The following is a 14,489-nucleotide window of genomic DNA, read 5'->3' on the forward strand; positions in this document are numbered from 1 at the left end:
ACCAACAGCAATGGAAACGAACTGAAGGTGCCTCCAGACCAAGGATAGGAGACACTTTGAGAAAGAAAAAGACCTATGCCGCAAAGCATAGGTCTTTTTATATTTCCAATTTTATTGCGGTTTAAACACCCAACAATAAACGAGCTGGATCTTCTAATAATTGTTTTACACGAACCAAGAAGCTTACTGATTCACGACCATCGATGATACGGTGATCATAAGAAAGCGCAATGTACATCATTGGACGGATCACCACTTGGCCATTTTCAGCAATAGGACGTTGGATGATGTTGTGCATACCCAAGATTGCAGATTGTGGCGCATTGATGATCGGCGTAGACATCATTGATCCGAATACACCACCGTTGGTAATCGTAAATGTACCACCAGTCATCTCGTCAATCGTTAATTTGTTGTCACGGGCTTTACCTGCCAATGTAGCAATTGCTTTTTCAATTTGTTCCAATGACATGGCATCAGCATTACGGATAACCGGAACAACCAAACCTTTAGGCGCAGAAACTGCGATTGAGACGTCTGCAAAATCAGAATATACAATCTCGTTATCTTCGATACGGGCATTTACGGCAGGCCATTCAGCCAATGCAGTTGTTACTGCTTTTGTAAAGAATGACATGAAGCCAAGACCGATACCAAATTTCTCTTTAAAGGTGTCTTTATATTTAGCACGAAGATCCATGATCGGCTGCATATTGACTTCATTGAATGTTGTCAACATAGCCGTTTCATTTTTAACGGCAACTAGGCGTTTCGCGATTGTTTTACGTAATGAAGATAATTTCTCACGACGTTCGTTTCTTGCACCCGCAACCGGAGCAACTGTCGCAGCAGGAGCAGCGGCAGGTTTTGCTGCTGGTGCAGCAGCTTTAGCAACAGGTTGAGCTTTTTCGGCATCTTCTTTTGTGATGCGACCTTCTTTTCCTGTTCCTTTTATTGTAGCAGGATCAATTCCTTTTTCTCTTAAGATTTTTGCAGCAGCAGGAGAAGCTGTACCAGCAGCATAGCTATCTGGATCTTCATCTTTTGCAGCGGCAGCCGCAACTGGAGCTGCATTTGACGCTTCTGCAGCAGGGGCAGCAGCTGGAGCTGAACCACCGGCAGGAGCAGCGCCTTCTTCAATTGTACAAACAACGGCACCGATTTCTAAAGTATCACCTTCTTGTGCAATGATTCTTAAGATACCCGCTTTCTCAGCTGGTAATTCAAACGTTGCTTTGTCTGATTCCAGTTCGGCGATGTTTTCATCCATCTCCACATAATCGCCATCTTGTTTCAACCATTGTGATAAGGTTACCTCCGTGATTGATTCACCTACGGTTGGTACTTTAATTTCTAAGCTCATATATAATGTTCTTTATTGACAATTGCGTCCTATAGCTAAGACGCAATTGATTTTAAATTGTTTTTATTCGAATGATTTATTTAAGATTTCTGCTTGCTGTGCAACGTGTTGTTTCATGTAACCCGTAGCCGTACTTCCACTTTCTTTACGGGCAACAAAACCTGTAAATGCAATCTCAGTACCCATTAGTTTACGGCAGTAATAAGACCATGCGCCCATGTTCTCATTTTCTTCCTGAACCCAAACAAATTCTTTTGCCTTGTTGTATTTTTTACGGATTGCTTTCAATTGCTCTGTAGGAATTGGGAATAACTGCTCCAATCTCACGATAGCGATATCTTTGCGTTTTTCCGACTCTTGTTTCTCTAATAGGTCGTAGTAAACTTTACCCGAGCAGAATAACACGCGTTTAACGTCTTTCGCCGCAACATTTGCATCATCAATTACCTCTTGGAAAGCAGCTTCTGTAAAATCTTTTAATGGTGATACCACTTTAGGGTGGCGCAACAATGATTTTGGCGTAAATACAACCAATGGTTTACGGAACTCACGTACCAGTTGACGACGTAACAGGTGGAAATAGTTAGCTGGAGTAGTACAGTTTGCTAAGATCATATTCTCATCTGCACATAACTCTAAGAATCTTTCGATACGCGCTGAAGAGTGTTCAGGACCTTGACCTTCCATACCATGAGGAAGCATCATCACTAAACCGTTAGAACGTTTCCATTTTGTCTCTGCACTCGATAAATATTGATCGACGATGATTTGAGCACCGTTGTAGAAATCGCCAAATTGAGCTTCCCAGATTGTCAACGAATTTGGATTAGAAGATGCATAACCATATTCAAATCCCAAAACAGCATATTCGGAAAGTAATGAATTGTAGATAGAGAATTTATCACCACCTTTAATATTCGCTAAAGGAACGTATTTCTCTTCCGAATCTTCAAGTGTCAATACCGCATGACGGTGCGAGAATGTACCACGTTGTACATCTTGACCCGAGATACGTACACGGTTACCTTGATCCAATAAAGTCGCGTAAGCCATCAATTCGCCCATTGCCCAATCGTATGAATCAGCAGTGATCATTTTGGCACGATCTTCAAATAAACGTGTGATCTTACGGAAGAATTTTTTATCCGAAGGTAAGGTCGTGATTTCTTTCGCTAATTTTAAGAATAAATCCTTTGCAACTTTCGTTTTATCCGAGGTTGTTAATACTTCACCTTTTTTAGCGGGACGCAATCCTTCCCATGCTCCTTTAAACATCGGAATTTCTTCAGTCAATACCTCAACTGTTTTAGCTTCCTCAAATTTAGTTTGCAATTCAGCCTTAAATTCCTTCTCGATATTTTTTGAATACGCCTCGTCAATACTTCCTTCAGTAATTAATTTTTTAGCGTAAACTTCTTTCGGGTTTGGATGTTTTTCGATGATTTTATACAACAATGGTTGCGTGAATTTCGGTTCATCTGCCTCGTTGTGTCCAAATCTTCTATAACATAATAGATCGATAAATACGTCTGTTTTATATTTTTGACGGTATTCAACAGCTAAATTAATCGCATAAACTACCGCTTCAGCATCATCACCGTTCACATGGAACACGGGTGAAGAAGTGATTTTTGCGACGTCTGTACAGTATGTTCCAGAACGCGCATCCTTATAGTTCGTTGTAAAACCGATTTGGTTGTTGATCACAATATGTACCGTACCACCAGTTTTGTAACCATCTAATTTCGACATTTGGGTTACTTCGTATACTACACCTTGTCCAGCAATCGCTGCGTCACCATGAATAATGATCGGTGCAATTTTAGACGAGTCACCTTCGTATTTAAAGTCAATCTTAGAACGAACCATGCCTTCAACGATTGGATCTACAGTTTCCAAATGCGAAGGGTTCGGTGCCAAACTTAAATGGACAGATTTGCCATCGTTTGTTTTAACCTCAGAAGAAAAGCCCAAGTGGTACTTTACGTCACCACCAAAGTTTACTTCAGGATCATCAGCGTAGGTCTTACCTTCAAATTCAGAGAATACTGATTTGTAAGATTTACCCATGATATTAGTCAAGACATTCAGACGGCCACGGTGAGCCATACCGATAACGAATTCCTGGATACCGATTTCTGCACCTTTTTCAATGACCGAATCTAATGCTGGTATTAAACTTTCTGCACCTTCCAACGAGAAACGTTTTTGACCTAAAAACTTAGTGCCTAAAAAGTTTTCGAATACAACGGCGTGGTTTAATTTGTTTAAAATTCTCTTTTTGGTATCCAACGAAAATTTTGGCATGTTGCGATCCGCTTCCATGCGGTCCTGTAACCATTTAATTTTTTCTGGATTACGGATATATTTGAATTCTGCACCAATAGAACGGCAGTAAGTATCCTCCACCAATTGACGGATGTCTTTCAATGTTGCTGGACCTAAACCGACTTCAACACCAGCATTAAAAACGGTGTTCATGTCTGCTTCTGCAAGACCAAACGTTTCCAATTCCTTTCCAGGATAGTATTTACGTCTCTCACGAACAGGGTTAGTGTGTGTGAATAGGTGGCCACGGTCGCGGTAGCCATTGATCATGTTCAGCACATTGATTTCTTTCAATACGTGCTCGGGAGTAGCCTCGCCTACTGAACTTGTTGTTCCGCCAGCATTTTGACCGAAATCAAAACCTTCAAAGAATTTTTGCCATCCGAAATCTACCGATTGGGGATCTTGCTTGTACGATTGATATAAGCCATCGACATAAGCCGAATCAGCATTACTCAAATATGTCAGATTGTCCATTTACAATTAAAACTATGAAATTTGTCAAAGTTATGAATAAAAAAAGAGTTTCTAATACTGAAATTGAATAATTTAATCAATAAACCTATCCAATTCTTAACATTTTTAGCATGATTTAAAAAGGGCTTCCAGCGTCCTACAAATTTATTTTCTATTGGAATTATTTATTTCTGCCGAAGATTTATTTAACAAGTATTTCGTCCAATTTTGGAAGTCCATTTGGGAAATGAGTTTTGATCAATTTTTGCCAGTCCAGCGCTTTATTGTCTTTTTCGCTTGTCCCAACTCCGGCAATATGAGACCACTGTCCGTAAACAGTTGCCGGAGAATAGTCTAATAGGTGCTCCTCGTACCAGGAAGCGCCACGAAGCCAGTTGACCTGGTACTCATGAACTAAATAGCTGGCTGCGATTAAGCGTGCTTGATAAGGGATATAGCCGGTCTTCTGTAACTGGATCATCACACTGTTTATAAAATCATGTTCCGTGTGGCCCGATTTCCATTTTTCAAATAATTCTTCATTCCCGTCTAAGGCCGGATGATCCTGAGGGGAGCTGTTTTTAGTGCCTTGTGGCTTAAAGAATATATTCGGATATTTTTTAAGCATAAACCTAAAATAATCGCGCCAGAGCAGAATGTCGACAATCTTTTCAAATCGTTTGTCTTTCTTACCTTCACCAAGTTTTTTGATATTGTTATAGAGTAAAATAGGCGACAAGGCCCCTGACGCTATAAAAGGCCCTAGAATCAAAGGGTCCTGTTCTGTCTCCGGAAAGGTTGACAATAGCGCATGCATAATACTAAGCGCAGTGTCTTCGCCACCGAGAATATAGATGTCATCAACAGATTTGATCTCCTCTTCTGAATAGCCCAAATCTTTCAATGAAGGAATTTTGGTGTCCTCAAGATGGGGCGGCGTAAGGAAATTGGTCGGAAATGGGATGGGTTGCCTCACCAGACTTTCCCGCTCTACTTTTTTCTTGAAAATGGAAAAACCATTGGGTATGTCTTTAATAGGGAAAGGAAGATCTTCCTTATGGTAGAGGGTGTGACCGATGAAATGGCGCAAATTTATTTTGCTGCTCCAAAGCTCACTTTCTACTTTTTCCGAAATAGAAGTTTCCCGAAGTGCCACCTCGCGGTGATGATAAACTTCGTTGACTTGGTATTTTTGTGCTATTCTTGGGATAATATCTTCAGGCTTGCCAATATAAGTCAACAAGTCGCTACCATGACTCTTTAATTTTTCTTTTAAAGCGGTCACGGCTTCAATGACAAAGGCCGCTCGCAGAACACCTGTGTTTAAAGTGCCAAATTGATTGCGGTCGAAATATCGGGGGTCAAAACAGTATACCGGGATGATGAATGAACTTTTTTCAGAAGCTTGATAAAATACTTCATTGTCATGAAGTCTTAAATCATTTCGAAACCAGATCATTGTAGCCCTTTTGTCCATAGAGGTGAAGATAAATACTTTTTAGTGCAGCCTATTTTCAGAAGATTTACAAATATATAAGGATATTGTGTTCTTGAAAGTATTTATGCGCGAATTGACAAAAAAAGGACAATGGCGGTACTTGTTTGGATGGTTTACGCTATTTTGGTTAGGAAAAAATAAAAATAGTGTTAAACTTATTTGATGTTTCTCTGTTCTAAAATCAGGGAATTATGATATTTGTAAGTTATTTCCGTTACTCTTGAAACAATCCGAGTAACATACTAAAAGCGTAAGAAAAACATGGAAAAGATTGCTGCATCATCAATGGAACCGTCCTAGGGATTTTATTCGTTTTAGCGAATAAAAGGGTAATATATAAAATCAGCGTACTAGGAAGGAACGATCCTATTTAATGGCTCACGATCGTGAGAACGAATCATTAAATCGTGGTAGTTTCAAAGCCAAAAATATAGAGAATTCGAATGAAAAAGGTTTTAATCAGCGGGCTAAATACCTATTTGGGACGACGGGCATCCTGTTATTTGCAATCCAAAGATTTTGATGTGACTGGATTAGTGCGCAACTTATCTCTTTTTAATAAAATAGTAAAGGAAAAGGTGACGGCAAAGCTTTTTGAATTGGACCTGTTGCGAAAAGGGGAAGCTTTTGAGAATTTTCAGATTGCTGAACTCAATTTTGGAATTTATTTTACGCAGGTTCCCTCACTTGACAATGATATACAGCTTCAGCTTGAATTGCTTGGTCTGCGCAATTTCGTGGAAATTTGTAGACGTGCCGGAAATAACCGCGTCATTTATGTCGCGAGGCTAATGGATGAACATTTTTTGGAGCCTGTGCGCGATCTGCTGGAAAATTTACGCGTCCAATATACCATTGTGATTAAAAGTAGCGTCATCGGGAAGGAGAGTGTCTTGAACCGCATATTTGCGAAACTTGCCAAACGGCAGACCATATTTTATTGGAACTGGGTGGCTTCCCTGAAGTTTCGCCCCCTGCCTTTGCTCGATGTTTACCGCTGGCTACGAGAAATGCCTTGGGAAAATAATTTTATATCAGAAGTTATTTACCTCGGTGGCAATGAGGAAATGACATTTAGAGGCTTATTTTACCATTTCCTGAAGTGCACTTCCGAAGACCAAAAGAGAGAAATAGGCGTCAATAAATTCTTTGCTAAGCTCTTGTTGACAAGGTTGAATGATATCAATAAAGAAGATATTGATGAATTTAGGCGAGTACTTTATTATGAGAAAAATGTAGATAATTCAACTTGGCAGCGCGTACAGGCATTTGAATTTACGCCCTTGAAATCCTATGTCTGCATGGATACCTAGGTAATGGTTGAGGTTGTTATACTGATGATAAGGGAGCGGGATCCAAGATCGCTAAAGGTTTTTTCTTTATATCCTGTTTAATAAATTATTCTGTTAAATTTGTGGATTAACATGTTGAAGCAGATTTAATATATGGGATACAATAGTTTAGAAGCATGTGTTGCGGATCTTGAAAAACATGGTCATTTAATCCGGATCAAAGAAGAGGTCGATCCCTATTTGGAAATGGCCGCCATCCATATGCGGGTGTTTGATGTTGAAGGGCCCGCCTTATTTTTTGAAAATATCAAAGGTTCGGAATTTCCGGCTGTATCTAATTTGTTTGGAACGCTGGAACGCTCGAAGTTTATGTTCCGGGATTCGTTAGACCACCTGAAGAAATTGGTGGATGTTAAGATGAATCCTGCTGCAGTACTTAAAAATCCTTTTCAATATATTGGTTCCTCGATGACAGCCCTTGGGGCTTTACCCTGGAAAAAAAAATCGGGGGCTCCCATACTTCATGGTAAAACATCAATTAGTAAACTTCCGCAGATCGTCAACTGGCCAATGGACGGCGGTGCTTTTGTGACGATGCCGCAGGTATATACAGAAGATGTTGCCAAACCCGGTATTATGCAGGCCAATCTGGGGATGTATCGGATTCAGCTTTCTGGGAATGATTATCTGCCTGATCAGGAGATTGGTTTACATTATCAGTTGCATCGTGGTATCGGAATCCATCAAACTAAGGCAAATGCGCTCGGTAAACCTTTAAAGGTGAGTATTTTTGTCGGCGGACCGCCAGCACATCCCTTGTCTGCTGTAATGCCGCTACCGGAAGGACTCTCTGAGATGATCTTTGCCGGGGCATTGGGAAATAGAAGGTTCCGTTATTTTTATGATGATGAAGGTTTTTGTATCTCGGCAGATGCAGACTTTGTGATTACCGGTACTGTTTATCCCAACGAAAATAAACCGGAAGGTCCTTTTGGTGACCATATCGGATACTATAGTTTAACTCACCCGTTTCCCTTGATGAAGGTGCATAATGTGTACCATAAGAAAAATCCAATTTGGTCTTTTACCGTTGTGGGGCGGCCGCCGCAGGAAGACACCAGTTTTGGTGCCTTAATCCACGAAATTACGGGGGCGGCCATTCCAAAGGAGATTTCAGGTCTCCATGCAGTTAATGCTGTTGATGCCGCTGGTGTACATCCCTTACTTTTTGCAATAGGGTCTGAACGGTATACGCCTTATCGGCGTGTGGATCGACCGCAAGAAATTTTAACGATAGCCAATCAGATACTGGGTAAAAATCAGCTCAGCCTTGCTAAATATTTGTTTATTTCAGCAAATGAAGATAATCCGCAATTGGATATTTATGATATTCCGGCTTTTTTGGGTCATATCCTTGAACGCATAGACCTTACTCGAGATGTTCATTTTCAGACTAATACGACTATCGATACCTTGGATTATTCTGGCGATGGATTAAATACCGGTTCCAAGGTGGTTTTTGCTGCCGCTGGTACAAAGAAAAGAGAATTGGGCCGTGAATTGCCGGCTGGTTTTGAACTACCCCGACCTTTCAATCAGGCAAAATTTGTTATGCCCGGTATTATTGCCATTGATGGTCAGGCATTCTCTACTTACGAGCATGAGCCGAAAATAATGGCCGAATGGTGCCGCGCTGCCGCAGGACTCGCCTGGGAAGGTTTCCCGTTGATCGTCTTATGTGATGATGCTCACTTCACCGCTGCTACCGTCAATAATTTTGTTTGGACAACGTTTACCAGAAGTAACCCTGCGTTTGATATTTATGGAATACATAGTTTTACAACATTTAAACATTGGGGTTGTAAAGGACCGCTAATTATTGATGCGCGGACAAAACCCCATCATGCGCCGGCGTTGATTAAAGACGAAGCGGTGGAAAGGCGTGTGGATCAACTTGCTGCAAAGGGAGGGTCACTACACGGAATTATTTAAGAGCGCTAATTCCTGTTCATTCAGGTTTATGGTTGAAAAATTAATTTAGAATAGATTTTAAAAGGTTTAATATCAAGATGACTACAACAGAATTATTGAATAAATCAAAAGGAAGCGAATTACAGTTTCAGGAAGTATTGGCGCATATTGCCGATCAGTACAGCTATAGTCCCAGTGCATTTCAAAATGGGACGCTGAAAAATTCGAAAGAAGAAAATCAAGGTAGTGCAAAAGTTTTCTATTTTGCACAGTTAAATAATCTTTCGCAGGAGGATACATTGCGCCTTTTTGCCGAACATTATCAAAATGTACTCGATAATCCAGACGGAGATGGCCATCAGAACATTCGTCAATTTAGGACAAATGGTTGGGATGGGATCCTGTTTGAGGAAGAAGTACTGGTGAAAAAATAATAAATTTAACCTGGTAGCGGTAAAAACCTGAGATGCACAGGAAAACATCTTGTTGTGGCAGTTTTGAAAAGACAAAATTGAAATGGCCATTCCACAGGGTAGCATAGGTGCTACACGATAACGAAACCACGGGAATAGAGAGGGCAGTAACAATAGATTACTGCCCTCTCTTTTTCAACTATTTTGTCGGCTAAGCGGTTGGCTTAAGCATTACTTTCGCAATCCTGGTCTTTGTTCCCACCAAAATAAACCATCCAGCAGATACCGAATTGATCCTGAAAAGCGCTGTATAGTTCGGCAAAAAATGTTTCGCCAAGTGGCATTTCAACGACCTTTGCATTGATGCTCAGTGCATCGTACAAAGCTTTCGCTTCGGTGGTGCTTTCGCACATCAGCATGACATAGCTGTTGTTTCCTTGGATATATTGTTGTCCAAAAGCAGGAACAACATCAGCTCCCATCAGCATACTATCGCCGTTGATCGAAATTGCTGTATGACAGATTTTGTTTTTTGCTTCGTCTGGAACAGGTGGCATCTGTGGGTCGGCAGGGATATCTCCATAACGCATGAAGCCAGGATTTTTTGTATTGAAGACTTTTTCATAAAAGTTGAATGCTTCTTCACAGTTTCCGTCGAAATTTAGATAAGCGTGTAATTTTGCCATGATTTCTAATTTTTGAATATAATGATTACTTCTTTTAACTCTTTTCTCAATTTTTCCTTCCTATAAGACTATAAATAAATAGCTTGGAAGCACATTGGTAAAATTAAGCTGAAGTTTTCTTAAAAATCTTGCCTTAAGGCAAGATTTAAAAAAGTAGTCCTTTGGGCGTTACCACGGTTTAATTTCCGTGGACAATTTCTTTCCGGATGCGGCTTAGGGAAGTGTCGGTGATGCCCAGGTAGGAAGCAATATGCTTGAGTGGTGCCTGCTGTATCAATATTGGTTTTTCTTTTATCAAGCGCAAATAGCGGGTAGTAGCAGGCTCGGTAATCATGGCAATAGCCCTATTTTTACTGTGAACAAGTTCCTTGGCCATCCAAGAACGCCCCCATTCCCTAAATTCAGGAATCTGATGAAAAAGTTCCTGAAAATCTTCAAACTTTATTTTCCAGAGACGGGTTTCCATGAGTGCCTGGATATTTTCCACCGTTGGATGGCGTTGAAAAAAAGAGGCGACTTCAATGACAACATCATTGTCCGTACAGAAGCTTATGGTAACTTCATTGCCTTCATAATCGTGTAAAAAGGAGCGTGTAAGTCCATACTCAATTAAGTAATAAGCATTTGAAACCTGTCCTTTGGTCAATATAAAATCGCCCTTTTTGACGGTTATGGCTTCATGTTTTTCTGTAATTGCAGTTAATTCCTGTGGAGTCAGTGCAAGCTCACTATAGAAGGTTCTAATTAGATCCATGTCCTGGTTATTTGATTACGAAGTTAATTTAACGATTAATCTGCAGATCAATTGTTAATAGATTGTGTGATTATTGTAAACAAATAAGTGTTTCATTGATAATTTTGTTTGTTTTGAAAAGTATTTTTGATAAAAATATAATAAATATTAAAAATTATTATGAATTTAGTTTTTAATTGTTTTACTTTGTATCAATAACATAATGTAAAAACGAAATATTTAAAATTTTCATAATATGTGTGGAATTATTGGCGCTTTTGAATTAAAGCAACCTGCAAGCTCATTGAGATCTCAAGTATTAGAAATGTCAAAACGTATTCGCCACCGTGGTCCGGATTGGTCGGGTATATTCACCGGTGAGAAAGCTTTATTGGCACACGAGCGGTTAGCTATTGTTGACCCTAAATCTGGAAGTCAACCATTGTACAGTCCGGACGGTAAAGTTGTACTAGCAGTTAATGGCGAGATCTATAACCACCATGAATTAAGAAATAGCCTTCCTGATTATGAGTTCTCGACACAAAGTGACTCCGAAGTTGTGTTGGCTTTATATTTAGCGAAAGGTCCCTCATTTGTGGATGAATTAAATGGTATTTTTGGTTTTGCACTCTATGATTCACGTGATGATTCCTTTTTTGTCGCACGTGACCATATGGGAATTATCCCTCTATATTATGGTGAAGATGAGGAGGGGCAATTGTTCGTTGCATCCGAATTAAAATCACTGGAAGGTTTCTGTACGACGATTGAACAATTTCCTCCGGGGCATTACTTGTATAGCAAAATGGGGAAAGCTCCGCAGCGCTGGTATCAACGTGATTGGGAAAGTTACGATGTTGTAAAAGACAACGAGACCGATATCGCTGTTTTGCGCAAAGGTTTGGAAGATGCGGTGCATCGTCAATTGATGTCAGATGTACCTTACGGTGTACTGCTGTCTGGTGGATTGGATTCATCGGTTATTGCTGCGGTAACGAAGAAGTTTGCATCCAAACGTATCGAAAGTGACGACAAAGAAGATGCCTGGTATCCTCAACTGCATTCATTTGCGGTGGGATTGAAGGGAGCACCGGATTTAATTGCGGCACAGAAAGCAGCAGATCATATCGGAACAATACACCACGAGATCAACTTTACCATCCAAGAAGGATTGGATGCGATCCGTGACGTGATCTACCACTTGGAGACTTATGACGTCACGACGGTACGCGCTTCTACACCGATGTATTTATTAGCTCGTGTAATCAAATCAATGGGCATTAAAATGGTATTGTCGGGTGAAGGGTCAGACGAACTCTTTGGTGGGTATCTTTATTTTCATAAAGCGCCAAATGCACAGGAATTTCACGAGGAAACTGTACGTAAGCTGAAAAAGCTTTACCTGTACGACTGTCTGCGGGCAAATAAATCACTTGCAGCATGGGGTGTTGAAGGGCGTGTACCTTTCCTAGATAAAGAATTTATGGACATTGCGATGCGTATCAATCCTTCCGATAAAATGATTCGCGAAGGAAGGATGGAGAAATGGGTTGTACGTAAGGCATTTGAAGACTATCTGCCAGAAAGCATCGCATGGCGCCAGAAAGAGCAATTTTCTGACGGTGTAGGCTATAGCTGGATCGATACCTTGAAAGAGCAGGCTGAAAGTAAAGTTTCTGATCAGGAGTTTGCCGAGGCTTCAACGCGCTTCCCGATAAACACACCGAAAAACAAAGAAGAGTTTTTATATCGGACAATTTTCGAATCACATTTTCCTTCAACAGCGGCAGCACAAACTGTTCCATCGGTAAAATCTGTCGCATGCAGTACGCCGGAAGCCTTAGCTTGGGATGCTTCTTTCCAGAATCTGAATGATCCATCGGGTCGGGCTGTGGCCTCGGTTCACCAAGAGAGCTACGAAAAATCCAAAGTGGAAGCCGTGTAACTAATCAACCCTCATATCTATATTTGGTAAAGAAGCTGTCTCAAATTTATTGAGGCAGCTTTTTTATTAAATATGGCTATGCGATAGATTTGTGAGTTGTTTGTTGATTATTTCACAGAACTGTTCATTTGGGAAGAAAAAGAACAAAAAGTAGCTATTTAAGCTGCTTTTTTCCTTAGATTTTGCGCTATAGCCAATAAACCCCATTCTATGGACACTTTTTCCTTACCGCGGAGCATAAATCTTCGGAACCCGTGGTTCTGTTTTATGTTTCCAAAGACTGGTTCGACATCGTGACATCGCTGTTTTCTTTTGGCTATACCAACATCGCTGTTAAGCAATCCGTATGCTCTATCTTTATAAGCCTCAAGCTGTTCATTTATCTGGATGATTCTATTGCCCTGTGATTTGTGGCAAGCACCGTTCAATGGGCAGTTTGTGCAGTTTTTTGCCTGATATCTTTTTATTTTTTGCTCGAAACCTGTGGAGGTCTTTTGTGTAAATAGACCTATGCAGTTCATTTCCTGTCCCATTGGACAGATATAGCAATCTTTTGCAGGGTTATAATGTAGTTTATCAACGGAGAATGGCTTCTTGCCCGAATAACTCTTTTTCTGCTCCTTGTCAAACATACCATATTTCACATAGGCCCCAATGTTTTTCCCTTCTAGTAACGCATAGTTCTCCTGGCTGCCATAGCCAGCATCTGCGGTAATGGTTTTCAGTATTTCCCCAAAGCTCGCCTCATGTTGTGCCAGATGACCGGGTAGCGTTGTGGTATCTGTGGGGTTGGGATGTATGGTGTAATTGACGATGTATTGATTGGAAGTAGATATCTGAATGTTATAACCTGGTTTGAGCTGGCCATTTTTCATATGATCCTCTTTCATGCGCATAAAAGTAGCATCGGGATCTGTCTTGCTATAACTATTTCTATCTCCAAGCGTTACTTCCTGCTCTTCATATTGAACAATCTTGGCCGGGTAGTTTTTAGTCGCATAGCGCAACTTTGCCCTCATCTTCTTGCTTACCGAAGGTTTATCGGACAAGACCCGGTTCAGGTTATCGACCGTAGCCTGAACTTTTTCGCGGTCAATTGTTGTCAGATCGGGAGGTTCCGGAAGGTTGTCCTCTGCTTTGGCGATACTTTGGGCGTATTCCCAAATATCTTTTAAGGCAGCTTTCATCTTCTCCTTATTGGTCTGGATAGCTTTTTTCCAGACAAAGGTGTATTTGTTAGCATTGGCTTCAATCTTGGTGCCATCGGTGTAAACATCTTCTATACTCAGCAGACCTTCTTCGGATAGGAGTTTGACAACTTCTTCAAATACACTACCAAGTGCTTCTTTCAAACGAACGCCTCGAAATCTGTTGATGGTATTGTGGTCGGGATAGCTCATGCCGCTCAGCCACATGAAATTGATGTTCTCCCGGCACGCCGTTTCCAATTTGCGACTGCTGTAGACATTGCTTACGTAGCCAAACACCAAAACTTTCAACAACATCTGCGGATGATAACTGGAGCAGCCTTTTATCTTATAAGCGTCCAATAGGGACTGAATGTTGATCCGGTTGATTACATCGTTAACGATACGTACCGGATGACCTTTGGACACCAGTTCGTCCAAAGTTGGAGGAATGGCCATGATCTGGTCCTGATAGTAAGGCTTAAAAGTAGCTCTTTGAGATGGCATATATCCTTTTTGTTTACACTATAAATATATGAAAATCAAACCGTTAAAACAAATAATAAACCTTAGATAATGCAAAAAAAGAGACTGCCTTTTTGAGACAGCCTCTTTTT

Annotated in this window: 10 protein-coding genes; 4 read left to right on the forward strand and 6 right to left on the reverse strand. The window is 40.6% G+C overall.

Features of this window, described 5'->3' with window-relative positions; genetic code table 11:
* Positions 1-121: 121 nt before the first annotated feature.
* From odhB to DTA23_RS17650, 3 genes are all read right to left on the reverse strand, one after another.
* A complete protein-coding gene (gene odhB / locus DTA23_RS17640; RefSeq protein ID WP_112375525.1) occupies positions 122-1,363 on the reverse strand; it encodes a 2-oxoglutarate dehydrogenase complex dihydrolipoyllysine-residue succinyltransferase in 1,242 nt (413 codons plus the stop codon).
* A 63-nt stretch (positions 1,364-1,426) separates the two neighbouring features.
* Positions 1,427-4,168: a 2-oxoglutarate dehydrogenase E1 component gene (locus tag DTA23_RS17645; RefSeq protein WP_112375526.1), complete on the reverse strand. Its 2,742-nt coding sequence runs from the start codon at positions 4,166-4,168 to the stop codon at positions 1,427-1,429.
* Positions 4,169-4,349: 181 nt separating this feature from the next.
* Positions 4,350-5,606: a deoxyribodipyrimidine photo-lyase gene (locus DTA23_RS17650; RefSeq protein ID WP_236560275.1), complete on the reverse strand. Its 1,257-nt coding sequence runs from the start codon at positions 5,604-5,606 to the stop codon at positions 4,350-4,352.
* Between the two features lie 482 nt (positions 5,607-6,088).
* On the opposite strand from DTA23_RS17650, the gene DTA23_RS17655 reads away from it, so the two are divergent.
* The 3 genes from DTA23_RS17655 (at position 6,089) to DTA23_RS17665 (ending at position 9,342) form a co-directional block, all read left to right on the forward strand.
* Positions 6,089-6,958: an NAD-dependent epimerase/dehydratase family protein gene (locus DTA23_RS17655; protein WP_112375528.1), complete on the forward strand. Its 870-nt coding sequence runs from the start codon at positions 6,089-6,091 to the stop codon at positions 6,956-6,958.
* Between the two features lie 132 nt (positions 6,959-7,090).
* Positions 7,091-8,929: a UbiD family decarboxylase gene (locus DTA23_RS17660; protein ID WP_112375529.1), complete on the forward strand. Its 1,839-nt coding sequence runs from the start codon at positions 7,091-7,093 to the stop codon at positions 8,927-8,929.
* 77 nt (positions 8,930-9,006) lie between these two features.
* Positions 9,007-9,342, forward strand: coding sequence for a HopJ type III effector protein (locus DTA23_RS17665; protein WP_112375530.1), 336 nt, complete (start codon positions 9,007-9,009; stop codon positions 9,340-9,342).
* A gap of 203 nt (positions 9,343-9,545) precedes the next feature.
* Here DTA23_RS17665 and DTA23_RS17670 read toward each other — a convergent pair whose 3' ends face one another.
* Both DTA23_RS17670 and DTA23_RS17675 read right to left on the reverse strand, forming a co-directional pair.
* The gene (locus DTA23_RS17670) at positions 9,546-10,007 is read right to left on the reverse strand and encodes a VOC family protein (RefSeq protein WP_112375531.1); all 462 of its coding nucleotides are present in this window, start codon (positions 10,005-10,007) and stop codon (positions 9,546-9,548) included.
* A 178-nt stretch (positions 10,008-10,185) separates the two neighbouring features.
* Positions 10,186-10,761, reverse strand: coding sequence for a Crp/Fnr family transcriptional regulator (locus DTA23_RS17675; protein WP_070562917.1), 576 nt, complete (start codon positions 10,759-10,761; stop codon positions 10,186-10,188).
* 235 nt (positions 10,762-10,996) lie between these two features.
* Between DTA23_RS17675 and asnB the strand changes: the two genes are divergently transcribed.
* Positions 10,997-12,685: an asparagine synthase B gene (asnB, locus tag DTA23_RS17680; protein ID WP_070562914.1), complete on the forward strand. Its 1,689-nt coding sequence runs from the start codon at positions 10,997-10,999 to the stop codon at positions 12,683-12,685.
* Between the two features lie 158 nt (positions 12,686-12,843).
* Here the strand turns inward: asnB and DTA23_RS17685 are convergent, their stop codons facing one another.
* Positions 12,844-14,379, reverse strand: a complete 1,536-nt coding sequence (locus DTA23_RS17685; RefSeq protein ID WP_112375532.1) for an IS1182 family transposase — start codon at positions 14,377-14,379, stop codon at positions 12,844-12,846.
* Between the last annotated feature and the right edge of the window lie 110 nt (positions 14,380-14,489).

The sequence above is a fragment of the Sphingobacterium multivorum genome (assembly GCF_900457465.1).
Classification (GTDB): domain Bacteria; phylum Bacteroidota; class Bacteroidia; order Sphingobacteriales; family Sphingobacteriaceae; genus Sphingobacterium; species Sphingobacterium multivorum.